Raw genomic sequence first — 21,995 nt, 5'->3', positions numbered from 1 at the left:
GGTGGCCGCACTTGGCCTGTTCCGGTCCTTCTAATCGTCATCCCGATCGTATTTCTTGTTGGCTTTCTTGTGGTCCCGGTCGTCGTCCCGATCGTATTTCTTGCTGGTCTTCTTGTGGTCCCGGTCGTCGTCCCGATCGTATTTCTTGTTGGCTTTCTTGTGGTCCCGGTCGTCTTTGTCCTTGTCCTTCACCGGCCCGGAGCCGGGCGGTTCCGGATTGCAGACGGGGCAGGTTGGCGGAGGAGTGTTGTCGCAGGTGAGGCAGACGGCGGCGTTGGCTGCGGTCACGCCGCCCAGGAGCAGCCCGCAGGCCACGGACAGGACGGCGAGGATCCGGGCAAGGGGGTTTCCGGGCAGGGCGCCGGAGGGTCGCAGCGGCGGGCGGTCAGCTTCCGGTGACGGTTCGGTGGCAGGGCGGAACAACACGGTCAACGACATGGTTCGCTTCCTCGACTGGCAAAGCCCGTAGGCTGGTGGACTTGGTTCTGTGTATGCCCCAGCGCGCGCCAGTGTACCGAGGCAGGGAGTTCGCTGACAATAACCTGCGGTTAGCTGGCCAGTGGCCGAGGCCCTGTACTGCCAGGTCGGGGACCTGCTTGTCACCGGCGCCGCCGTTCCGGACACGAGGCACCCGTGAGCGGCACAATCCTTACCGTCGGCCTGGTCGGCTGCGCCTCGCAGAAGCTGACCCGCCCGGCCCCGGCCCGGGAGCTATACGTCTCCCAGCTGTTCAAGAAAGCCTCCGCGTACGCCGAGGCCACGTGCGACCGCTGGTACGTGCTTTCCGCCAGGCACGGGCTCATCCACCCTGACACCGTCATTGAGCCCTACGACATGCGGCTCGGAACGAACCACGCCTCGTCCCCGCCAATCCACGCCTGGGCAGCCCGGGTCCGGGAACAGCTCGCACTCGAGCTCGCCGGCGCCGGGGAGGTCACCCTCATTGCCCTGGCGGGGGAGCAGTACCGGACTGTGCTGCACGGCAGCCCATGGCCTTCCGAGGTGCCGATGGAAGGCCTCGGCATCGGGCAGCAGCTGGGCTGGCTCACCGAGAAACTCAACGCCCGACAGGGTGCCGGCTCCGGGTGTCGGTCCTGACCGTCCTGCCCGCCGTCGTGGTGGGAGGCCTGTCCCTGGGGATGCCGGACGGGCTCTACGCCCACCTGGCCGGACTCTTCCTGATTCCCGCAGCGCTGAGCGCCATGCTGGCCGAGCTGCTGTCCCCGCGCAGCTCAGCGCAGATGACGCCCGTGAACCTCGCCGGTGCCGGGCCTGATGAACGTCCAAAATAGAGCAGTACGATATGTTGTACCAACCGAGGAGTTATCGTGGCGATCACCGCCTCAAAAGCCAGGGCCGAACTGTTCCCGCTCATTGAGCAGGTCAATGCCGACCACACAGCCATCGAAATTGTGTCCAAGAAGGGCAGCGCCGTTCTGATGTCGCTGGCCGATTACGAAGCGCTGGAGGAAACGGCCTACCTTTTGCGGACTCCCGCGAATGCAGCCCACCTGCTCGAAAGCATCGCCCAGCACCGCGCGGGGACCGCCACGGTGCGAGAACTGGCTGAATGAACATCCTCTTCACCGACAAGGCGTGGCAGGACAGCGTTTATTGAACCGTCAGCGCGACCCCTTCGATGGCATCGGTAAGCCGGAGGCGCTCAAGCATCAGCTTTCCGGATACTGGTCACGGCGAATCAACGATGAGCACCGTCTCGTCTATGCCGCCGAACCGGACCAGCTCGTCATTATCGCCGCACGCCACCACTACTAGACGACCTTCGGCCCATTTCCTGGCGCCGGCCAATCCGTGCTTCGTTCAATGCCCTGCAGGTCCGCGGCCAGGGCTGCCATCGCGGGGGTGGGCTCCGGGCGGGCCTCGGCGGGGTTGCCGAACCATTTGTGCCAGACCGTGGCGACGACGTCCGGGGTGACGGTCCCGCCGGCAGCCATGAACCGGGCAAGGTCTTCCATCTCGGGGTCGTATTCGTCGGCCGGCGCACCGTGCTCCATGACGCCGGACAGGTCGTACGCGCTCAGGAGCCGGGTGATGGCCTCTCGGAGTTCGGCAAAATCCGGAGTGCTGGTGTCCATGGCGCGAGTCTAGGGGCCATTAGAGTCGAGCACACCAGGCTACGGTGCAAAATCTTCCGTTGTTTCGTCGGCGCGGCCCTATGACGAAGAATTCGTGGCGCGTAAAGTGTTCACACTCGCGCGGGGTTTGGCGCTGCGTGTGACCGGGCGCCACGGAACCGTGCCGGTGTCTGCTGACAACTAGCTGGGGGATTGTTGATGAAGAAGATTGCCCTGATGACCTGCACGATGCTGCTGCTCGCGGGCTGCTCGTCCCCCGCAACGGAAACGGCGACCGCGGCCGGGACGTCATCATCCACTGCGTCCGCGTCCCCCCGCTCCTCCGCAGCCGATGCCGCGACAAGGGCCAGCGCCTCCGCATCAGCCGCCGCGAAAGCCAGTGCCGACGCCGAAGCTTCCGCCAAGGCAAAGGCTGACGCGGAAGCCGCAGCGAAAGCTAAAGCCGAAGCAGATGCAGCCGCAGCGGCACAAGCTGCCGCCGAGGCGGAGGCAGCTGCGAAAGCTAAGGCCGAGGCCGAGGCTGCTGCCAAGGCGGCCGCGGGGACGGTCAGCCAGCAGAGCGCCCTCCGCTCCGCACGAAACTACCTCAACGTCATGCCCTTCTCCCGGCCCGGGCTGATCCAGCAGCTGGAGTACGAGAAATACTCGACCGTGGACGCGACCTGGGCGGTGGACCGGGTAACGGTCGACTGGAACGCGCAGGCTGCCAAGGCCGCCAAGAACTACCTCGACATGATGGGCTTCTCGCGGGCCGGGCTGATCGATCAGCTCATCTATGAGGGCTACACCCCGGAGCAGGCCCAGTACGGGGTCAGCCAGACAGGGCTCTAGATGCTGGTGATTTCAGGGACGTGCCATCGGCGCGGGCCATGCGTCATATCTGGCACATAGATCCACAATGGGAAATTGAGCCACATCTGGCACAAATCGTCCTAGTCGACACGTGGTCCTAGACCACTCCCACGCCGGAAGGCGCTGGCTCCTGTCAAATGCAGAATGAGTTGCCGGTTCAGCCTTTCGGCCGCCAGGTCGACCAGTAAGTTGTCAGTGATTCGATTGCTTCTTCCTTGGACATCGCACCAACGCGAGCTTCCGGAATCCCGACCGTGTGGATTAGTTGGTGGACCAGTTGCAACGGCAGCGCCTCATCCGGCATCTCCGGTGCCCCCCGGTCGGGAAGCTGATTGTGGTTCACACACGCCCAGAACTGGTCGCCGGTCACTTCCAGCTGATCTTTTAGGATCGCACCCCAGATGGACGGACCGTAGGTGGTCCGGTCCACGGGCCGGGAGATGCGTGTGCGTAGAGTCCGCCCGTCGTGGAGCACCAGTTCGTAGGTGGCGTGGTGCGTGACCGCTTTGCCGCGGGCGTTCTTCACTACCTTCCAGTCTTCGTGGGTACAGAACCTCTCATGGTCGTCCCTGGTGCCTCGGGGGGATCCGGCACTCATGTGGCCGCGCCGGTGAGCCAGTCGGTGAGCTGCTCATCCGAGGAGGCGGCAATGAGCTGCACCAGCGGCCAGTTCCCGATGTGGTTCGATGCCGTATGCAGGTGGTCCTGCCAGTCGTCCGCGTAGTCCCGCAGGGCATCGATGAGGTCCGTCACGGCTTCGTCAAGGGTGGTGCCCTCGGCCGCGAACGGCAGACCTGGCATGAATGCTGCCCACGCCCCGTCCTCATGCACGACCCGGACCTCGGGGCGCACCGTTGAGATGAGGAAGGTGCGGAACATTTCACTGTTCACTACGGCAGCCGACCCGGAGCCGCGGCACACGAGGGTGAGCCCGCCCTTGTCGCTGGTATCCAGAATGGACTTCAGCTGGTTGCGGGCCGCGGTGAAACCAATTGAGTGGCGGTCGCGAGTCGGAGTGTTCATATCCACAATTATTCCACGTACGTCAAGTACCGCGCGTACGTCACGCGGACCCGAGTTGCTGCAGGTCCGCAGCCAGAACCGCCATCGCGCGCTAGGTAAGGGCGCATCCGCCGGGTTCCCGAGCCATCATCTCCACCCGTGTCGTAGAGTCTCGCAAACTCTAGGTCAGGACACAGTCACTTACTGACAGATACGCTCACACGGCGGAGGGGGTCAAAGTGTCCCCTAAGTCTGTTTCCTATTGTCGTCCGCTATGTCCTCAAGGAAACTCCGGACTGAACATACAGGGCGCCGCAGGGAACTGCCCCGGTTTTGTTGACTCGTTGACCTGACCCAGAGATTGGTTGCCCGACATGGTCTGAGTTTTGGGCTCTCACCGAGAGGCTCTCAGACTTGCCAGGACCCTACCCACTGTAATTCCGCGCACGTTCTGCGAAGGTTTAGCCGGTGTCTCATTTCGCGCGTTGTCCGAGCCGGGAGCGTAGGCTCTGGCTATGTTCTCCTACACCGCAAGCGCTGTGAACCGTGCCGGGTTTGAGATACCGGGTCAGCCGCTGGCTGCTCCCCAACGGCTGCGACACGGGAGGGCGCACCCCGGGCCGGCACGTTGTCTGTCATCTCTTACAACGGCACGCTATGTTCGCGCGTGAAGGGGGAGGTTCAGGGGTTTGATTATCGGCCACGCCGCGGTGCAGTGGAAGCGGTTTCTTTTATCCGTGCAACTAATTCGTTATGCGCGTCCCGCTGCGCTCTCTCTGAGCGAGCGAGGGCACCCCGGAAGGCCCTCGCATGTAACTTCACATGGCCGTGTTCTCGAACTTTCTGAAACTCAATCGCAAGACGCTGACGTTCGGCTTTGTCGGGGAAAAGGTCCCGAAGTGCTTGTTCATGCGCGTCGAGCAGACAAGCCTCTGAGTAGTCCACAATATTAGGTTCCTTGCCGTGAATGCGCTCCCAGTCTCTAATGCTTTGAGCCAAGTCCTCTCGATCATGCCGCTGATCCCTGAGAGCATTGCGATACTTCACAAGGGCCTTGGTGAGGGGAGTAGGACTCGTCTCGTGCCAATCGTCCAGGTCCGGGTCTTCAAGAATCTTCAAGGCTTCACGTTGCTTTTTCTGAAGGTCACCGATGCGGTCATATCTGGGAAAGTACACAGGTCTCTGGAGTACCAGAAGTAGAGGATGCACAAGTCTCGTACCTAGTTGCTCGAGTTTTCGCTCTTCCGCCTTTGATGCTGACATCCGTTCAACGATCAGAATCGCTACACCTACTGCAACACCAGTGACTAGCGCCACTATGAGATCCGGAATCATCGTCGACCAATTTGGTGGGAACGCCGAAGACGAGGCTTCCAAGTTCAGATTTGCGGAGTTGTTCACGAACTCATGGTTGCATCATTTGCTGTGAGGCAACTTTTTTACGTGTTTAGTTTTTGGTCCTGCCGCGGATGCCATCCGACCTTGGTTTTGGAGAACGGGCAAGTGCCGAGCGGAGCAAGCCCACGACCAAGCGCGGTCGGTTTCCGATTACGGGCGGTAGCGCGGCGGATAATGTGGTGCAGGGCGTGGCGTGGCGATGGCTGCCCTAAAGATGCGTCAAAGTATGGTCATCATCGTGATTAATGATGCAGTTCACACGAAAGCTGCTGATTGGCTATATGAAGCCATCGAACGTGTCGACGGAGATGTCCTACTGGCTAGTCCCTACCTGTCCTACGATGTCTGCAGGAAGTTGGCGCAGGTCGCCTGCCGATCGGAGTACAAGTGGCAGCTCTTTACGTGCCTAGACCCCAGCGCCGTGGCTAACGGGTTTTTGCGGACAGATGGCTTGACGGCACTCATGCATGGTGGTGTCCACCTTAGTCATGTAGACAGATTGCATGCCAAGACGTTTGTTGTCGGTGGGCGGGGCTTCCTAGGATCAGCAAACCTGACCGGCGCCGGACTGGGTAGCTCAGCAGCGCCGAACGTGGAGCTGGGTGTCGAGTTGGGGGCGGCCCCAGGTCGAATCCGCCAAGGTTGCCATGGAGAGTTGGCCGAGTCGCGAAATCACCGCGGACGACCTCACTGAGCTTCACGCACAGGCACAGCAGCTGACGCGGGCAGCAAGACCTTCCGCAGCTGGTACGGACACTGTTTCCGGGCTGGCCCTTGTGGAGCAACTTTTGTTGGACGCTCGTGATGGTGAACGTACCCTTTGGTTGAAGGCCGAGTACGGCGCCCCGGCATTGGAGCAGTGGCGCAGCGAGTGGTTTTTCGGCAGCCCCCAAAAAGGAAAAGGCAAGGGGCGTCCAAGCATTAAGCCTAGGGACCTGGTCCTGATTTGCGCTCAAAACAGGGATTGCTACGCCGTCGTAGAAGTGACCTCAGAGCCGGAAGAGCTGCCCGAGGATTACGTCGAAGAGCGAGGTCATGAGGCGGATCGCTGGCCATGGGTGAGCCGCACCAAGCCACGCTTTGTCCCAGATGAATTGCTTGGGCTCAAAGCAAACGAGCTCATCCGTACCACCCGTGGCCTGCAAAACGGGCACATTCGGTTGAGTTTCGAGCAGTTCACAAACGCGGTCCGCTCACTGGCGAGACTCATTTCTTAATGGCCCTGGCACGGACTGATTGATCCCCTAGGTGACAGATTGGCTGAGTCAGTGGTGCAAAGCCAGTGGACTTAAGCCTCAGACGGGCGGCAAGAATTCGGAATGGGTCGACTAGGAAATGAGCGACAGAGGCTGAGCCGCGGACCGATAATCCAATTGAACGGTAAAGCAACGGCCTCAGGACGTGCTGAACGAGCGGCGCCACCGACTCCGTGGCAAGCTCTGGCAGGTCCAACAAGGAGTTGCCATCCGAATAGACACCCACGAGGTCGTTGGCTATTGCGCTGTCATGCAACAGACCTGCTGCATGATGCGATATGAAGTCTAAAGGGCAGGGTGGATTTGGCTGGGGCCATGGTTGAAGCGACTTGCGCGTCGGGCAAGTGGCCCTATGGCGAATTTTTCCGCGACCTGTCCCTAGGATGGCTCTATGGGTGGTGCAGCGACGAACTCAGGTATCGACTTCCAGGCAAGGACCGGTGCCCTCGCAATGGTCTCGATGTTCGCCGAGATCAACGAACTTACCGCTCTCGGTCTCCCGGAACCGTTGCCGGTCGAACGAGTTCATTTCGAGACCGGCGATGACGTCGACGACCTGAGGCTGTCCGCCGGGAACAGCCGCTCGTTCGTCCAGGCCAAGCGCACCATCAACCTCTCGGCGGAAGCAGAGTCGGAGTTCTCATCAGTCATCGGCCAAGTCGTTGGCCAGCATGTTAACGATCCTGGCCCCGACGCTTACGTTCTCGCGACTACCAGCGGCGCTTCATCACGCATCACTGGCGAGCTGAAGCGACTCTTCGACGCCGCGCGGCTCAATCGTGGCCACGCAGCAAATCCTTCCACCAAGACTGAGGCGAACGTCCGGGACACCACCTACACACACATCGACCGGCACTTCAAAGCGCTTACTAAGAAAGAAATCACCGAAAACGAGCGAACCGAGATCCTTGCCAAGCTTCATGTCCAGGTCCTCGACCTTGAGGCCGGGGCACCTCTAGAGCGAGCGGTCCTGAGCGTCCTTGCTGCGCGGGGGGTGCCGTCTGCGTCGGCCGCTTGGGAGCAGCTCATCACGCTCGCGTTAACACTTGCCAAACACCGCCTCAGCATCGATAGGCCCTGGACTGATGAACAGGCTGGGACCGGTGCTCACCGTTTCAAGCGACACTGGCCCAGGAGCCGGCGCGGCGGCCGCTGTCCGTAGTGCTCTCGATGGCTACATGCCGACGGGCCTTGAAGTCATCCTCTACAAGGACGCCGCACGTACGGTGCTTGTGGAGCAGCATAGGTTCAAAGAGAACGGCGCTATGTATTTGCAGTTCAAGAATGGCCGCGTCACCCTGCCGAACGGTGAGGAGCAGGAGGTAATCCGGCGGGCCGCCAGCATGATGGGGATGGAGCGCATGTTGTCGGCTGCTCCCGATCTTGCCGGCGACGAAATCCTCATCGTTCAACCCGGCGATCCTCCCGGTGAGGATGATCCCGGGGTGAAGGAACATCGGGCGGTTGCGCGGCAGCTACTTGCTGACAACCCTGACATAATTTCTTGCTTGCGGTGCGCACGGCCTGTGTCCGAGAACCAGGCGCCGTTCGTTGAGGTGGATGAAGTCAACGAAACTCCGGAAGTCGGTCTTGTTCATCACCGCTGTCTGCGACCGCTACACCGCGTTCTCGGCGTCGTCTCGGTTGAGGGGTTGGCACACCACGACATGCTTGGCGACTTCGATTACCGCTCATGGCTGAAGGAAGCCCTCGGCGGACGGGGAGTCTTCAAAGGTCTGGGTCCCAAGTTGCAGGGCAGGCTGGCGCCGATAGCGTGGGAGCCGGGCCGAGCCCATCTCTCAGCTGGAACCTGGGGCGTCGTACTAGAGCACGCGGACGGGAATGAGCACTTTATCTCCAAGCGGGGTGGCGTCGAGACTTTGTCTGAGTTGCAGGCTCAGGCTGACGCTTCCACAATGAACGAGGGTATCCGCGCCGCGAAGGAGAAGAAGGACCCGTACTGCGTCAGCGCGATGACTCAGAGGTTCGGCACATACTCGGCCATAGTCAAGATGGCCGGCGCCGAAGGGACACCGGTCGAGATCGTTCGAGCGCTGCCGCGAGAATTGTCGCGGGCAGCTCTCTTCGACCAGCGGCGGGTCCACAACTATTACGCGCCGCTCTTAGCGTTGGTGGAGCTGAGCACCAACCAGCTGTTCATGGTCCAAGGCACCATCTTTGTCCTGACCGACCCGCTCAGGCTTCCTGACATGATCGCAAATTGGAAGGCAGCGGGCATCGAAGTACCAGATCTGGGAACGGCTATCCTTGCCAACGACGACCAGGTCGATTCGCTCGTCGCCAGTCGCGCTCTTCGAGGCGAGCAAGTCGCCGTGGACCCCCTGTTCAACCTCGATAGGGAACCCATTTCTGGAGCTTGGTTTGAACCGAGCGTTCTCTGGCTCGCGGACCTGCGGGATGAAGAAGGTGGTCATCCGGACTAGGGCTAGCTGCGTGAGCAGCTGGCGCCATCAGGGCCGGCAAGCACACTGGTTCTGGATAATCACGGACATTCCGTCGTCGGAGTTATGGCGCACGGCAGCAATGCAGGTCACCGCCGTACCGGCGTGGTCACGACTCATAGTGAGACTATGACTGCTGCCTTCGCTGCGGCGAATTCTTCATCGCTCAGCTCCCCTTGGCCGTGAAGGGATGCGAGCTCATTTAGTTTCTCGATGAGCACGGCGCCGCGATGCGCGGAGCCTTCATCAATTTTTATGGGCGCCGCATAGCCTTGTGGGATCTCGCGTTTCAGGAAGTCGATGGCCATAGTAAGTGGATCCGGCGTGACCAGCGCTTGGAGCAGGGTGTCCGCTGACGTGCGCTCAGTATGGCTGTTCTGCTTTCCGGGTGGGATGGCGCTACGAGACGCCCGGCACCACGCTGTCAGGGCCGCCGTGACCTCCTTCGCCCTGGCGCTGGCCCTGGCCGGCTCCCACACCATCTACCTCCGGATCATGGACCGCGTGCAGGCACGCCTCGGGGAGCGGCCATATCGGTTGGTGGCCGCCGTCAACATCCTCACCCGTGAGCGCTCGGTGTCCACGGTCACTAAACCGATCGCAGCCTGAACCGGGGAAGTGGGCACAGAGAAGCCCGTCGGTGCTCCGAAAAGCAGGCCCGGCGGGATTTATAGTCCGGTTACAGCTTCGAGGTGATCCAGTCCGTCTGGGAGTAAGGGATGTAGTGGGCCGACGTTCAAGGATTCCGACGGGAACCTGGCCATCACCTGCTGCGAGTCGTGCTACGAACCGGTCGTCGGCCCGGACGACCTCGCCTCATGGATGAGGCACTCCCCGGTCTTCTCGGTCGCCAATGCCCGTGTCCGGCTCCGGGACGCCATCCTTGAACGTTACGACCGGGGTCAAGCTCATAGCCGGCGGTATGTCACGGATCGCTTATAGTCGAGTTCAAGCTCCGGCCTCGTCGCGCCGGCTTGATGGGGGAATCATGTCTGAGCAATCACCGGAACGCTCGCCGGAACAAGCATCTGCACGTCGCCGTCCCAGTCGCGCGGCTCTCGCCGTCGTCATCGGCGTCGTCCTTGCCGTGAGCGCCGCCGGAGGTGCGACCTGGTGGTTCGGCAGTGCGCTGCCGGCCCAGGAGGCCCGGCAAGCACAGGAAGCCCGTGACGCCGTGGAGGCGGCCAAGGTTGCGAAGAAGAAGGCGGAGGCCGCGGAGCTCGACGCGTTACTGGCCGACGCCGAAGCCCAAATCAAGGCCCGCAAGGCACAAACCGCCGTGCAGGATGACATCAAGGCGCAGATGGCAGACCAGGGCTGGACACATTTTTCGGGGGACATCTACTACCAGTACGCCGACACATCCGAGTTCACGTGCGGGTACTTCCGCTGCACGATGGTTCACGTGACCACCTTGGCGGAGAACGGCTGCCCGGGCGGCCTCTATGTGGAAGCGACCGTCGACAAAGGGACCATGAATATCGGCCGGACCAACGACGTCACCGCGGCACTGCCGCGAGCGAAAGACGCCATTGTGAAACTCACAGACACCACCGGCCAGGCCGACGCTATCAGCCTGACCGATGTCAGATGCCTGCGTAACTAGTTCTGCCACGCTAGCGTCGTGGTGCACACGGACCACGCCGCAGGCCAGTGTGCTGCTCCATTAGGCGGGCCCTGGGTCTTCTGGGATTTGCCTGCCGCTCTTCCTCGGTTTGCGCCGGCCCCGGCAAAGCGGCCGGCTGCGCCAAGTCGGCCTGTCAAGACCCGCAAGAGGTCTTATCGGTTGGGGCAGCGGTCCACGTAGGGCGGGATTGCAGACGTCGGGCTGGGGACTTTGAGATGTTAGGTCTCCGAAAGCCCTGTGCCGGTAGTCGGGAACCCTGGTACGCCTTTCCGGCGTCGGTCGGCTTTTTCGCGTCCGGGTCTGCAGCCTTCCCTATGGGGGCGCCACCCAACCTGTCGTTGGTGGCAGCCCCACGGGTGGCGCGGCTGACACGGTTATACAGAGGCTCCAAGGGAGAAAGCAGTCGGAGAGGGACGATATTGCACGTCGCTTCTGAAAGCCTCGGTGGGACCCACGGCAGAATCTAGGCCGGCCAACATGCGCGGTTCTGCTGCTGCGTACCCTCCCGAGAGATTCTGGGGAGTTGGCGAAGATCATTGCCGGTGAGTCGGCGAGCGGGCGGTGTCAGCCACGTAGCAGTTGCGTCGCATGCTCGGAGTTCTAGAATCAGTCCATGACCGGGACGAGCCCCAACGCCAAAGTGTGCCATAGGTGTGCCCCGGCCCTACACACCGGTCAACCGGCAGCCAATAAAGAACCCCGCATCCCCGCTGAAACAGTGGAAATACGGGGTTCCTCTCGAGCTTCCTGCCAGAATCGAACTGGCGACCTTCTCATTACGAGTGAGACGCTCTACCAACTGAGCTAAGGAAGCAACCGCATGAAACCCGGTGAACCGGGCGGTTCATGCAAGAGATAACTGTAATGGAGTCCCTGCGCCCGGGTCAAAATGAGCTAGCAGACGGTGTTGTCCGCGGGGACTTTCCCGTCGACCAGGTAGTCGTTGACCGCATTGCCGATGCAGCTGTTGGAACGGCCATAAGCCGTGTGGCCCTCGCCCTCCCATGTCAGCAGGGACGCGTTTCCGAGCTGCTTGCGCAGCGCGGAGGCCCACTGCACGGGGGTGGCCGGGTCGCCGGTGGTGCCGATGACCACGATCGGCGCCGAGCCGTTGTACTCCACGGGAGCCGGCGTGCGGACATTCTCATACGGCCAGTCCTTGCAGTTGGCCCCGCCGTACGCGAAGTAGTATCCGAGCGTTGGTGACGCCTCCCGCAGGTCCTTTTCCTCGGCCCGCAGCGACGCAGCGTCCGTCGCCATCGGGTAGTCCAGGCAGTTGATGGCGCTGAATGCGAAGCCGCTGTTGGAGGTGTAGTTGCCGCTCGGTTCGCGGTCGGCACCGAAGTCCGCCAGCGCCATCATCGCGGTGCCGTCTCCGGCCATGGCCTGCGAGAGCGCCCGGGTGAGGACCGGCCAGTTGCTGTTGTTGTAGAGCGGAATGATCAGGGCGCTGACAAAGAGCGAGCCCGTGACCTTCCTGCCGTCCTTGGATGGCAGCGGATTTTCCTCTGCTGACCTGATGGCGTCGCGGATCTGCTGTACGCCGTTCTCAGTGCTGCCCGTGAGCGGGCATCCCTGTTCCAGCTGGCAGGAGGCAACGTAGGAGCTGATGGCCTTCTCGAACGCCTTGGCCTGTCCGAGGGTGAGTTCCTCGTAGCTGATCGACGGATCGAGGGCGCCGTCCAGGACCATCCGGCCGACGTTGTCCGGGTACAGCGATGCGTAAGTGGCCCCCAGGAACGTTCCGTACGAATAGCCGAGGTAGTTCAACTTGGTGTCGTTGAGCACCCCGCGCAGGATGTCGAGGTCTTTTGCAGCGCTGATAGTGTCGATGTGGGCCAGGACCGGCCCGGTCTTCTCCACGCACTGGTCCGCGATGGCCTTGTTCTCCTTGAGGGCCGCCTCCAGCCCGGCGTCGGTGTCGAGCTCAAAAACCTTGGCACGGGACGCATCGCGTTCGGCGTCGGTGAGGCAGGTCACCGGAGCGGAGCGCATGACTCCGCGCGGATCGAAGCCGACGAGGTCGTAATTCGCCTGGACCTTGTCGGAGATGTTGGTGGTGCCCGCGTCGCGCACGAAATCATAGCCGGAACCGCCGGGGCCGCCGGGGTTGATGAGCAGGCTGCCCTTCTTGTCGCCCTTGGCGGGCAGCTTAAGGGCCGCGATCTCGATTCTTTCGCCGTCCGGCTTGGCGTAATCCAGAGGTACCTTCACCTTGGCGCACTGGAAGCCGGTTTCACACGAGGTCCAATTGACCTGCTGGGTGTAGTAGCTGCGCAACTCGGCCGGTGCTGCTGCGGCGATCGCGGGATCGGCCCCGCCGGATTTTTCCGCTGTCGATCCGTTATCGCCCTTGTCGCCGGTGCCGAAGATGCCGCACGAGGCCAGGGTCAGGGCCAGGGCCAGGGCACCGACAGCCCGGGCACCAACCGCCAGGGGTCGGAAAGGTGCGGGCCGGGGTGGAGCTGGCTTCATGCGGTTCTCCTCGGAGGATCGAAACAGAGCGGACGGGTGGCGCCCGACGGCCTAAATGAGGCTGGCAGCCATGGACTCGATGGCCAGCAGCGGGGCAACGTTGGTGGTGGTAATCCGTTTCCGTGCCTTGTTGACCGCGTCCATCCGGGCAAGCGTGATGTCCGGGGCGGAGCGGGAGGCGAACTCTTCGAGCTCATTCCGTAGGTCAACGTTGACGAGTTCAACCGCGTTTCCCATCTGGACGATGAGGACGTCCCTATAAAAGGACAGCAGGTCGGTCAGTGTGCGGTCAAGTGAATCAGTGATGGAGCGCTTGGCCCGGCGCTTCTGGTCGTCCTCGAGCTGCTTGACCTGGCCCCGCATGGCCGGCGGCAGCGTCCCGCTTTCGGGTGCACCCAGGGTGGCTAGAAGTGCGACCTTCTCCGCCGCGTCGCGTTCGTCGTTGGAGCTGTTGGCCTCCTCGGTGGCGATCTTGACCAGCTTTTCAGCCATCAGGACAGCGGCCGTGACGCCGCGAAGCGTCAGGGGGAAGCGGACAGTCTCAAGCCGCCGTTCCCGGGCTTCGGGGTCCCGGGCCAGGCGGCGGGCGATGCCCACATGGCTCTGGGCCGCCCGGGCGGCACGTTCAGCAACCGCCGGATCGACGCCGTCGCGCTCCACCAGGAGGGCCGCGACGTCAGCCGCCGGCGGGAGCCGCAGGGCAACCGGCCGGCAGCGGGACCGTATGGTCACCAGCACATCGGCCGGAGACGGAGCGCAGAGCATCCAGACGGTGCGCGGGGTGGGTTCTTCGATGGCCTTGAGCAGAACATTGGTGGTGCGCTCGGCCATCCTGTCTGCGTCTTCGACCACAATGATGCGCCAGCGGCCCGACGACGGGCGGTTGCCCGCGGTGGAGACAAGTTCGCGGGCCTCATCGATGGTGATCGTGACTTTTTCGGTCCGCACGAAGGTGACGTCCGAGTGGGTTTCGCCGAGGATGGTCCGGCAAGCCGGGCATGCGCCGCAGCCGCGACGGGACACGTCCTCCTGATCGCAGTTCAGGGCCGCGGCGAAGGCCTTCGCCGCGTTCGAGCGGCCGGACCCGGGCGGGCCGGTGAAGAGCCACGCATGCGTGAGACCTTCGCCCTGGGCTGCCTGGCGCAGCTGGGCAACGACGGCGGGTTGGCCCCGGAGGTCGTCCCAGACGGTCATGCGGTACCGCCGGCAACCGGGGCCAGTAATGCTCCGACCCGGTCCAGGATCCGGGCGGCGAGTTCAGCGACGGGCAGACGGGCCGGCAGGACGAGGTACAGCTCCGGCCGGGCCTCCGCGAGCTCCAGGAAAGCTGTCCGGACTCTGGCGTGGAAGTCATCGGCTTCGGATTCGATCCGGTCCTCAGCGGCGTCGCCGGCTGTGCGACGGCGGCGGCCGACAGCAGGGTCGACGTCGAGCAGCACGGTCAGGTCAGGCTGCAGCCCGGCTGTGGCCCAGTCGTTGAGATTCCGGACGGCATCCGCCCCGAGCCTGCGGCCCGCGCCCTGATAGGCGACGGACGAGTCAATATACCGGTCCGTGAGAACCACGTCGCCGCGTTCGAGCGCCGGCCGGAGGACCTGTTCGGCGTGCGCGGCCCGGGAGGCCGCGTAGATCAGCGCTTCCGTGCGGGAATCGATGTGGCCGTGGCCGTGGTCGAGCACCAGCGTGCGGAGCTTCTCGCCGATGAGGGTGCCGCCGGGTTCGCGGGTCCGGAGCACCCTCAGGCCGCGGGATTCGAGCGCGGTGGCCAGCTCCGCTGCCTGCGTCGACTTTCCGGCGCCGTCGCCGCCTTCGAAGGCAATAAACAGTCCGGGGTGCGGTGCCGGGTCCTGCGGCGCTGGGTCCTGGGTAGTCACGCTCCTAGACTACCGGCGATCACTGACGCTCCGACGTCCGGGCGTCACGGCTTGGCGGTTCGTCGGGGCGGGGACGTAGCCTGTCACCATGAGTCTTACCGATGCACAGGCAGCCTCGCTATCCGCGGAAACAGTGGTGGTGGCGGCCGGCCGCCCGCCGCGTGACCGCGATGCACCCGTCAACCCGCCGCTGGTCCTGTCCTCCACGTATTACGGTACCGGGCCGCTAGGTGACGGCGACCGTGGCTACGGCCGGTATTCAAACCCAACATGGGACCCCTTCGAGGAGGCTCTGGGCCAGCTCGAAGGAGCGGAGCTGCCGGGTCTGCTCTATGCCTCAGGCCTCGCCGCCGTGAGCTCGGCGCTGTCGCTGGTACCGGCCCGGGGCGTGCTCGTGATGCCGTCCCACAGTTACGCCGGTTCCCTGGTTATGGCCACCGAAATGGCCGAAAAGGGTTTCCTCGAACTGCGCACCGTGGACATCGCAGACACCGGGGCGGTCCTGGAGCAGCTCGCCCCGGCCGGCGGAACCCCGGCCAACATGCTGTGGCTCGAAAGCCCCACCAACCCGATGCTTGGCATCGCGGATTTCCGGACGCTGACAGCGGCCGCGCATGAAGCCGGAGCTATCGTCGTCACCGATAACACCTTCTCCACCCCGCTCGTGCAGCAACCGTTGGCCCTCGGCTCCGACGTCGTCCTGCACTCGGTGACCAAATACCTCTCCGGCCACTCCGACGTTGTGCTCGGCGCCCTCGTGACGTCCGACGCCGGGCTCCGCGCCGCGCTGCTGCACCACCGCACCATCCATGGCGGGATCGCCGGACCGTTCGAGGCCTGGCTGGCGCTGCGCGGGCTGCGCACCCTGGCCCTGCGGATCGAGCGCTCGCAAGCGTCGGCGGCCGTGCTGGCGGAACGGCTCAGCGGCCATCGGCACATCTCCGGCGTCCGGTTCCCCGGGCTGGTCACGGACCCGGGCCACGCGCGGGCCGCGTCGCAGATGAAGGGTTTCGGCTCGGTGCTGTGCATTGAGGTGGCCCCGGCCGCGGGACTGAGCGGAGCGGACGCGGCCGACCGCCTCGTGCAGGGCCTCGACCTGTGGCTGCCGGCGACGTCCCTGGGCGGCGTCGAATCGCTTATCGAGCGGCGTCGTCGGCACACTGCCGAGCCGGACAGTGTGCCGGAGAACCTCGTCCGGCTGAGCGTCGGAATCGAGAATGTCGAGGACCTGTGGGCCGATTTGGAGCAGGCGTTGAAGGCTTTGGACAGTTAGGCTGGGTGGATGGACGGAACATTTCTCGTTGCCTTGGTGGACTTCGGGGCCAGCATAATTATTTTGCTTGTAGCGCTTGGCCTTGAGATCTGGGCCTTCGGCGATTGCCTGCGCCACAAGGCCAGTGTTTTTGAGGCGGTATCCAAGCGGACCAAGCTGTTCTGGATGCTGCTGACCGGCGGTGCCCTGTTGATTGGTGTTCTGACACTCATAAGCTACCGGGGCGGCAGCCCGCTCGGCGCAGTAGGCATCTTCGGCATCGCCGCGGTCACCGCTGCCTCCGTGTATCTCGCAGACGTCCGCCCCGCAGTCACGGACGCCGGGCGCGGCGGGAACCGCAACACCGGACCCTACGGATCCTGGTGACCGCGCGGTCCGTCCTTCCGCGCTCTTAGCTCTGCGGCGACACCGCGTCCCAAGCGACCGTAACTTCGCCGAGGCGCCAGCGTGCCGGCCCGTCCTGGACCGGCCACCCGCCGTCGAGCAGTGTCCGGCACATGGCGGCCCAGCGCTGCCGGTTGCCGAACGCCGCAAGCGGAGCCGCCGCCAGCCACGCCTGGTCCATGGCCTGGAGATAGGAATGGATCTTCTCGCCCGGGATGTTGCGGTGGATGAGCGCCTTCGGGAGTCGCTCGGCGACGTCCGAGGGCAGCGTGAAGGCACCGAAACGGACGGACACGCTGAGGCTGAGCGGCCGTTCGGCGTCAAGTGCCACCCACGTGACGCGCCGACCGATTTCATCGCACGTACCGTCGATGAACAGCCCGCCCGGGGCGAGCCGGCCCTGCACGAGCTTCCAGATGCCGCCGACGTCGGCTTCCTCGTATTGCCGCAGGACATTGAAGGCGCGCACCAGCACGGGCCGGCCGGTGACCGGAAGCTCGAAACCGCCCAGCTGAAAGCTCAGTCCCAGCCGTTCCAGGGCCCGGGCCTGCCGGACGCGTTCGGGTTCGATTTCGATGCCGGTGACCCGGACGTCGGGACGGATCACGGCCAGCCGCTCGTAAAGTTCGACGGCGGTGGCAGGGGACGCGCCGTAGCCCAGGTCGACGACCAACGGATCGGACGCGGCCAGCAGCCGCCACGCCTGCGGTCCGGTCAGCCAGCGATCCAGGCGCCGCATCCGGTTGGGATTGGTGGTCCCGCGGGTTACGTTGCCGACCGGACGGCCATTCCGCCGTCCGGGGTCCCTGACCTGTTCCGCTCTCTGCACCACGGTTCCAAGCCTATCCTCGAACGCCGGGTCACTACCGGCCCGTGGCGCGCCGGGCGGTTTCTAGTGGGCGGGATGTGACTCCGCGTTGCTTTGTAACGCTGGGCATGGGCCGCACCCGCTCCGCTAGGATACAAATCATGACTTACAAGCTGATTCTGCTGCGCCACGGCCACAGCGAATGGAACGCCAAGAACCTGTTCACCGGCTGGGTGGACGTTGACCTCAACGACCAGGGCCGTGAAGAGGCGATTCGCGGCGGCGAGCTGCTCGTGGAGAACAACATCCTCCCGGATGTCCTTTACACCTCGCGGCTGAAGCGGGCCATCAACACGGCGAACCTGACCCTGGAGAAGGCCGACCGTGGCTGGATCGACGTCAAGCGCGACTGGCGCCTGAACGAACGCCACTACGGCGCCCTGCAGGGCAAGGACAAGGCGCAGACCCTGGCCGAGTATGGCGAGCAGCAGTTCATGGAATGGCGCCGCTCGTACGACACCCCGCCGCCGCCCCTCGCTGACGATTCCGAGTTCTCCCAGGCCGGGGACCCGCGCTATGCGGACCTCGGCGACGATTTGCCCCGCACCGAGTGCCTCAAGGATGTCCTGATCCGCCTGCTGCCGTACTGGGAATCGGACATTAAGGAAGACCTCAAAGCCGGCAAGACTGTCCTGGTCACGGCCCACGGCAACTCCCTGCGCGCCCTGGTCAAGCACCTCGACGGCATCAGCGACGAGGACATTGCCGGCCTGAACATCCCCACGGGTATCCCGTTGGTGTACGAACTGGACGAGGACTTCAAGCCGGTCAACCCGGGCGGCACCTACCTCGATCCCGCGGCCGCCGCCGAGGCGATCAAGGCCGTCGCTGCCCAGGGCAAGAAGTAGCAGGCAGCACCGGGACCAATCCCGTTCAACAACGCCTTAAATAACAATGCCGGCCGGTCACCACAGGGTGACCGGCCGGCGTCGTTATTCAGGCCAATGGTCAGCCGTGCTCGATGATGCTCGGCTGCCAGGCTCCAGTGACCAGATAAGTGACCTTCTGGGCTACTGAGACGCCGTGGTCGGAGAAACGCTCGAAGTAGCGGCTCGCCAGTGCGACGTCCACAGTGCTGGCCGCGGATTCCTGCCAATCACTGTGGGCGATCGCCTTGAAGACACTCAGGTGGAGATCGTTCACGGCGGAGTTCGCCTTCATGATTTCCCGGGCAACCTCGAGGTCCCGGGTTTCCAGCAGCACCGTGAGCTTCTGCGCGATCAGGAGATCGTGCTCGGCGAAGCTTTTGAACGTCTCCCGCAGCGGGGCGGGGATGACGGTAGCCGGGTAGCGGAGCCGGGTCAGCTGCGCGATGTGGCGGGCGAGGTCGCCCATCCGCTCCAACGAGGCGCTCATCCGGAGCGAACCCACGACCATCCGCAGGTCGCTCGCCACCGGTCCCTGAAGCGCCAGAATATCGATGGCGTTCTCGTCGAGGCTGTTCTGAAGGAAATCGATCTTGGCGTCCGCGGCAATAACTTCCTCGGCCAGATCGATATCCGCGCCCTCGAACGCCGTCGTAGCCTTCTCAATGGCCTCCGTGACCAGCTTCGAGATCTCAATGAGCTCGTCGCCCACACGGGCGAGCTCTTCCTGAAAAACCTTACGCACGCGTGCGTCCTTTCCTTGGAAATACTGCTGTCCAGCAGGGGACTGCCTATTTCGGTTCGCCTGCCGGCGCTTCAGCTACTGACTCTTGCACTCTCCGGTGAACTGTTACGCCCCAATAGGTGAACGTTAGCTGAACCGAAGCCGGAATTGGGGGAGATTACGGTTCCGGCCCTGTCCCAGAGCATAAGCTGGAGCCGTGGATCCAATGCTCATCGGCGTGATCGCCGGCCTGATCGGCCTCTCGCTCGGCATCTTCGGCGCAATCGCTTTTCGGCTGAGCGAACAGCAGCGCAAACTCGTCGACGTCGCTATTGAGGACCCCTCGCTGCCCGACGGTGCCGCGGAGGTGCTCGCCGTCGTCGGCCGGGCCCTTCGTCGTTGTCGACGCCATCGACGGGGTGGTCCGCGCCAGCCCCGCCGCCTACGCCTACGGGCTGGTCCGCGGTCACACGGTGGTGCACCAGCAACTGCTGGAGATGACGGCCGAAGTCCGGCGGGACGGCGTCATCCTGGAAAAGCAGCTTGAGCTGCCGCGCGGCCCGCTGGGACAGGGCACCATCATCGTCCAGGTGCGCGCAGCCATGGTCGCCGAGGAATATATCCTCCTGCTCGCAGACGACCGCACCGAATTCACCCGGACCGAGGAGGTCCGGAACGACTTCGTCGCCAATGTCTCGCACGAGCTCAAGACCCCCGTCGGGGCGATCTCCCTGCTGGCCGAAGCGCTGGAGTCCTCGGCCGACGACGAACAAGCCGTCCGCCGCTTCGCCAAACGCATGCATAAGGAATCGGCCCGCCTCGCGGCCCTGGTTCAGGACATCATCGAGCTCTCCCGGCTGCAGGGCGCCAACGTTGCCAAACAGGGACGGCCGGTGGATATCAACACGGTAGTGTCCGAATCAGTGGACCGTTCCCAGCTGCCGGCCGAGAGTAAAAACATTGATCTCGTCGTCGGGGGCCATAGCGGCGCAATGGTCTACGGCGACCAGGACCTCCTCGTCACGGCGTTGCGCAACCTGATCGACAACGCGATCCGCTACTCGCCGGAAAACACCAGGGTCGGTATCGGCGTCCGGTCCAAGGACGGGCTGGTGGCGGTATCGGTGACGGATCAGGGCGAGGGGCTCAGCCCCGAGGACCAGGAACGCGTCTTCGAACGCTTCTACCGTGTGGATGCCGCCCGCTCCCGCCACACCGGCGGCACGGGGCTGGGCCTGAGTATCGTCAAACATGTCATTTCGAACCATGGCGGCGAAGTGACGCTCTGGTCGAAGCCGGGCCAGGGCTCCACCTTCACCATCCGGCTTCCGGAGATGGAAGGCCAGAACGACGGCGACACCTCCGAAGCACGCAAGCCCGCGGCGCAGACTCCCGAAACATCACGAAATGACGCCGCAGGCGTCCAGGAACAAGGAGCTAGCGCTTGAGCAGGATTCTGATTGTGGAGGACGAAGAGTCCTTCAGCGACCCGTTGTCTTACTTGCTGGGCAAGGAAGGATTCGAGGTGGAGGTCGTCGACAACGGTCTGGACGCCATCACCGAGTTCGACCGCAACGGTGCCGATCTGGTGCTTCTGGACCTGCAGTTGCCGGGACAATCCGGCACCGAAGTCTGCCGGCAGCTGCGCCAGCGCTCAAGTGTTCCCGTGATCATGCTGACGGCCAAGGACTCGGAAATCGACAAGGTGGTGGGGCTGGAGCTTGGCGCTGACGATTACGTCACCAAGCCCTACTCCTCCCGCGAGTTGGTGGCCCGGGTCCGGGCGGTGTTGCGGCGCCAGGCGGAGCCTGAGGAGCTGGTTGCCAGCACCGTGCACGGAGGGCCTGTCCGGATGGACATCGAACGCCACGTGGTCAGCGTCGGCGGCCAGCCGGTTGCGATGCCGCTCAAGGAATTTGAACTGCTGGAAATGCTGCTGCGGAACTCCGGCCGGGTCCTGACCCGGGGGCAGCTGATTGACCGGGTCTGGGGTTCGGACTACGTGGGGGACACCAAGACCCTCGATGTTCACGTCAAGCGCCTGCGGAGCAAGATCGAGCCCGATCCCTCGGCGCCGCGGTACCTGATCACTGTCCGCGGACTGGGCTATAAGTTCGAGTCGTAACGCAGGAGACAACAAAGGAGGGGCGCCGGCGGTGCCCCTCCTTTGTTGTCTGAAATCAGGTTTCGACCGGAAATATTAGTGGCCGTTGCTCCCGCCGGCGGGCGTCGGGGTAACGGAAGGCGAAGAGGTGGTCTGCTCAACGGGCAGGTAGTCCTTGTAATCGACGATCGTGCCGTCCAGGATCGGAACCTTGAACGGAGCCGTCAGGCCGGTTCCGTTTTCGCTGATCTGCAGTTCGACCAGCGAGCCCGGCTGGCCACCGGCACTGGAGAGGACCGGCGCTTCGGCGGGGTCGTTGAGAAGGACATAGGAATTCTTCGACACCGGGACCTTGGCCTGTGATCCGTCGGCTCCGGCGATGGTGAGCGTGACATTGCTCGCCGAGGTGTTGTAGACGGCGCCGATAATCCGGCCGGGCTCGTCCTCCGCGCCGGCAATGATCATCATGTTGCGCAGCTGCAGCGGGCCGAGATCGGTGTTCGTTCCGTCCGACGCGGAATACTGCTCCGAGGTCTGCTGGGGGTTGATGTAGGCGCAGCCGGTTACGGACAGCAGGCCGATGCCAAGTGCAGCCGTTGCCATTGCCAGCTTGCCGCGCTGGCCCCGGTTCATCGCAGTGAAACGCACGTCACGCACTCCTCGAGAGTCTTGGAACATTATTCAGCCATAGCCTAGCGGCAATCCGTGCCATTCGCGGACTCCGGACGCGTACC

General features: G+C 63.6%; 26 protein-coding genes, 1 tRNA gene and 1 pseudogene. 15 read left to right on the top strand and 13 right to left on the bottom strand.

Translation table 11 applies throughout. From position 1 onward, the window contains the following. Positions 1–30: 30 nt before the first annotated feature. Positions 31–438, bottom strand: a complete 408-nt coding sequence (locus KY499_RS09215) for a hypothetical protein (RefSeq protein ID WP_219885231.1) — start codon at positions 436–438, stop codon at positions 31–33. A gap of 195 nt (positions 439–633) precedes the next feature. Here KY499_RS09215 and KY499_RS09210 point away from each other — a divergent pair, with 195 nt between their 5' ends. The 4 genes from KY499_RS09210 to KY499_RS18195 are packed head-to-tail and all read left to right on the top strand — an operon-like array spanning position 634 to position 1,776. Further along, positions 634–1,098 carry a DUF6884 domain-containing protein gene (locus KY499_RS09210; protein WP_219885229.1) on the top strand — a complete coding sequence of 155 codons (465 nt, stop codon included), beginning with the start codon at positions 634–636 and terminating at the stop codon, positions 1,096–1,098. After that, positions 1,086–1,292, top strand: coding sequence for a hypothetical protein (locus KY499_RS09205; protein ID WP_219885228.1), 207 nt, complete (start codon positions 1,086–1,088; stop codon positions 1,290–1,292). The genes KY499_RS09210 and KY499_RS09205 overlap by 13 nt, the downstream gene beginning before the upstream one ends. Before the next feature lie 36 nt (positions 1,293–1,328). Beyond that, positions 1,329–1,574, top strand: a complete 246-nt coding sequence (locus KY499_RS09200; RefSeq protein ID WP_219885226.1) for a type II toxin-antitoxin system Phd/YefM family antitoxin — start codon at positions 1,329–1,331, stop codon at positions 1,572–1,574. Next, positions 1,567–1,776, top strand: a complete 210-nt coding sequence (locus KY499_RS18195) for a Txe/YoeB family addiction module toxin (protein ID WP_375141142.1) — start codon at positions 1,567–1,569, stop codon at positions 1,774–1,776. Before KY499_RS09200 ends, KY499_RS18195 begins: the two co-directional genes overlap by 8 nt. On the opposite strand, the gene KY499_RS09190 is transcribed toward KY499_RS18195, so the two are convergent. Beyond that, entirely contained in the window at positions 1,773–2,096 is a 324-nt protein-coding gene (locus KY499_RS09190) for a hypothetical protein (protein WP_219885224.1), read from the bottom strand. The two genes, KY499_RS18195 and KY499_RS09190, sit on opposite strands and share 4 nt — an antisense overlap. A gap of 198 nt (positions 2,097–2,294) precedes the next feature. On the opposite strand from KY499_RS09190, the gene KY499_RS09185 reads away from it, so the two are divergent. Next, positions 2,295–2,927, top strand: a complete 633-nt coding sequence (locus KY499_RS09185) for an Ltp family lipoprotein (protein WP_219885223.1) — start codon at positions 2,295–2,297, stop codon at positions 2,925–2,927. A 178-nt stretch (positions 2,928–3,105) separates the two neighbouring features. Here the strand turns inward: KY499_RS09185 and KY499_RS09180 are convergent, their stop codons facing one another. From KY499_RS09180 to KY499_RS09170, 3 genes are all read right to left on the bottom strand, one after another. Further along, positions 3,106–3,474, bottom strand: a complete 369-nt coding sequence (locus KY499_RS09180) for a cytotoxic translational repressor of toxin-antitoxin stability system (RefSeq protein WP_219885222.1) — start codon at positions 3,472–3,474, stop codon at positions 3,106–3,108. Positions 3,475–3,542: 68 nt separating this feature from the next. Beyond that, positions 3,543–3,971 carry a hypothetical protein gene (locus KY499_RS09175; protein WP_219885221.1) on the bottom strand — a complete coding sequence of 143 codons (429 nt, stop codon included), beginning with the start codon at positions 3,969–3,971 and terminating at the stop codon, positions 3,543–3,545. Positions 3,972–4,643: 672 nt separating this feature from the next. Continuing rightward, a complete protein-coding gene (locus tag KY499_RS09170) occupies positions 4,644–5,351 on the bottom strand; it encodes a hypothetical protein (protein WP_219885219.1) in 708 nt (235 codons plus the stop codon). Between the two features lie 644 nt (positions 5,352–5,995). Here KY499_RS09170 and KY499_RS09165 point away from each other — a divergent pair. From KY499_RS09165 to KY499_RS09155, 3 genes are all read left to right on the top strand, one after another. Continuing rightward, positions 5,996–6,565, top strand: coding sequence for a hypothetical protein (locus tag KY499_RS09165; RefSeq protein WP_219885217.1), 570 nt, complete (start codon positions 5,996–5,998; stop codon positions 6,563–6,565). A 430-nt stretch (positions 6,566–6,995) separates the two neighbouring features. Further along, positions 6,996–7,766 (top strand): hypothetical protein, encoded by a 771-nt coding sequence (locus KY499_RS09160; protein ID WP_219885216.1) that lies wholly within the window; start codon positions 6,996–6,998, stop codon positions 7,764–7,766. Positions 7,767–7,782: 16 nt separating this feature from the next. After that, the gene (locus KY499_RS09155; RefSeq protein ID WP_219885214.1) at positions 7,783–9,048 is read left to right on the top strand and encodes a hypothetical protein; all 1,266 of its coding nucleotides are present in this window, start codon (positions 7,783–7,785) and stop codon (positions 9,046–9,048) included. A gap of 134 nt (positions 9,049–9,182) precedes the next feature. Here the strand turns inward: KY499_RS09155 and KY499_RS09150 are convergent, their stop codons facing one another. Further along, the gene (locus tag KY499_RS09150) at positions 9,183–9,374 is read right to left on the bottom strand and encodes an SHOCT domain-containing protein (RefSeq protein WP_219885213.1); all 192 of its coding nucleotides are present in this window, start codon (positions 9,372–9,374) and stop codon (positions 9,183–9,185) included. A gap of 85 nt (positions 9,375–9,459) precedes the next feature. On the opposite strand from KY499_RS09150, the gene KY499_RS09145 reads away from it, so the two are divergent. After that, entirely contained in the window at positions 9,460–9,675 is a 216-nt protein-coding gene (locus tag KY499_RS09145; RefSeq protein WP_219885211.1) for a hypothetical protein, read from the top strand. Between the two features lie 379 nt (positions 9,676–10,054). Then, on the top strand, positions 10,055–10,672 hold the full coding sequence (locus KY499_RS09140; protein ID WP_219885209.1) for a hypothetical protein: 618 nt from the start codon (positions 10,055–10,057) through the stop codon (positions 10,670–10,672). A 762-nt stretch (positions 10,673–11,434) separates the two neighbouring features. Here KY499_RS09140 and KY499_RS09135 read toward each other — a convergent pair. The 4 genes from KY499_RS09135 to tmk all read right to left on the bottom strand — a co-directional run bounded on the left by KY499_RS09135 (position 11,435) and on the right by tmk (position 15,042). Further along, a tRNA-Thr gene (locus KY499_RS09135) sits at positions 11,435–11,507 on the bottom strand. A gap of 80 nt (positions 11,508–11,587) precedes the next feature. Further along, positions 11,588–13,168: an alpha/beta hydrolase gene (locus tag KY499_RS09130; RefSeq protein WP_123256825.1), complete on the bottom strand. Its 1,581-nt coding sequence runs from the start codon at positions 13,166–13,168 to the stop codon at positions 11,588–11,590. A gap of 51 nt (positions 13,169–13,219) precedes the next feature. Further along, positions 13,220–14,362: a DNA polymerase III subunit delta' gene (locus KY499_RS09125; RefSeq protein ID WP_123256826.1), complete on the bottom strand. Its 1,143-nt coding sequence runs from the start codon at positions 14,360–14,362 to the stop codon at positions 13,220–13,222. Further along, complete coding sequence (tmk, locus tag KY499_RS09120; protein ID WP_219885208.1) at positions 14,359–15,042, bottom strand: dTMP kinase; 684 nt, start codon at positions 15,040–15,042, stop codon at positions 14,359–14,361. Before tmk ends, KY499_RS09125 begins: the two co-directional genes overlap by 4 nt. A gap of 88 nt (positions 15,043–15,130) precedes the next feature. On the opposite strand from tmk, the gene KY499_RS09115 reads away from it, so the two are divergent. After that, entirely contained in the window at positions 15,131–16,315 is a 1,185-nt protein-coding gene (locus KY499_RS09115) for a PLP-dependent aspartate aminotransferase family protein (RefSeq protein WP_123256828.1), read from the top strand. A 9-nt stretch (positions 16,316–16,324) separates the two neighbouring features. Then, a complete protein-coding gene (locus KY499_RS09110) occupies positions 16,325–16,681 on the top strand; it encodes a DUF2516 family protein (protein WP_123256829.1) in 357 nt (118 codons plus the stop codon). Positions 16,682–16,706: 25 nt separating this feature from the next. Here the strand turns inward: KY499_RS09110 and KY499_RS09105 are convergent, their stop codons facing one another. Continuing rightward, on the bottom strand, positions 16,707–17,531 hold the full coding sequence (locus KY499_RS09105; protein ID WP_219885207.1) for a class I SAM-dependent methyltransferase: 825 nt from the start codon (positions 17,529–17,531) through the stop codon (positions 16,707–16,709). Between the two features lie 137 nt (positions 17,532–17,668). Between KY499_RS09105 and KY499_RS09100 the strand changes: the two genes are divergently transcribed. Continuing rightward, a complete protein-coding gene (locus KY499_RS09100) occupies positions 17,669–18,415 on the top strand; it encodes a phosphoglyceromutase (RefSeq protein WP_123256831.1) in 747 nt (248 codons plus the stop codon). Between the two features lie 100 nt (positions 18,416–18,515). On the opposite strand, the gene phoU is transcribed toward KY499_RS09100, so the two are convergent. Further along, complete coding sequence (gene phoU, locus KY499_RS09095) at positions 18,516–19,178, bottom strand: phosphate signaling complex protein PhoU (RefSeq protein WP_123256832.1); 663 nt, start codon at positions 19,176–19,178, stop codon at positions 18,516–18,518. 205 nt (positions 19,179–19,383) lie between these two features. Here phoU and KY499_RS09090 point away from each other — a divergent pair. Both KY499_RS09090 and KY499_RS09085 read left to right on the top strand, forming a co-directional pair. Beyond that, a pseudogene (locus KY499_RS09090) lies at positions 19,384–20,605 on the top strand (sensor histidine kinase). Further along, complete coding sequence (locus tag KY499_RS09085; protein ID WP_123256834.1) at positions 20,602–21,282, top strand: response regulator transcription factor; 681 nt, start codon at positions 20,602–20,604, stop codon at positions 21,280–21,282. Before KY499_RS09090 ends, KY499_RS09085 begins: the two are co-directional and overlap by 4 nt. A 75-nt stretch (positions 21,283–21,357) precedes the next feature. Here KY499_RS09085 and KY499_RS09080 read toward each other — a convergent pair whose 3' ends face one another. Next, entirely contained in the window at positions 21,358–21,909 is a 552-nt protein-coding gene (locus tag KY499_RS09080) for a hypothetical protein (protein ID WP_375141084.1), read from the bottom strand. Between the last annotated feature and the right edge of the window lie 86 nt (positions 21,910–21,995).

This window comes from Arthrobacter sp. PAMC25284, assembly GCF_019443425.1.
Lineage (GTDB): Bacteria > Actinomycetota > Actinomycetes > Actinomycetales > Micrococcaceae > Arthrobacter > Arthrobacter oryzae_A.
Note: the sequence above shows the minus strand (reverse complement) of the source record. Positions and strands in the feature narration are given on the sequence as shown.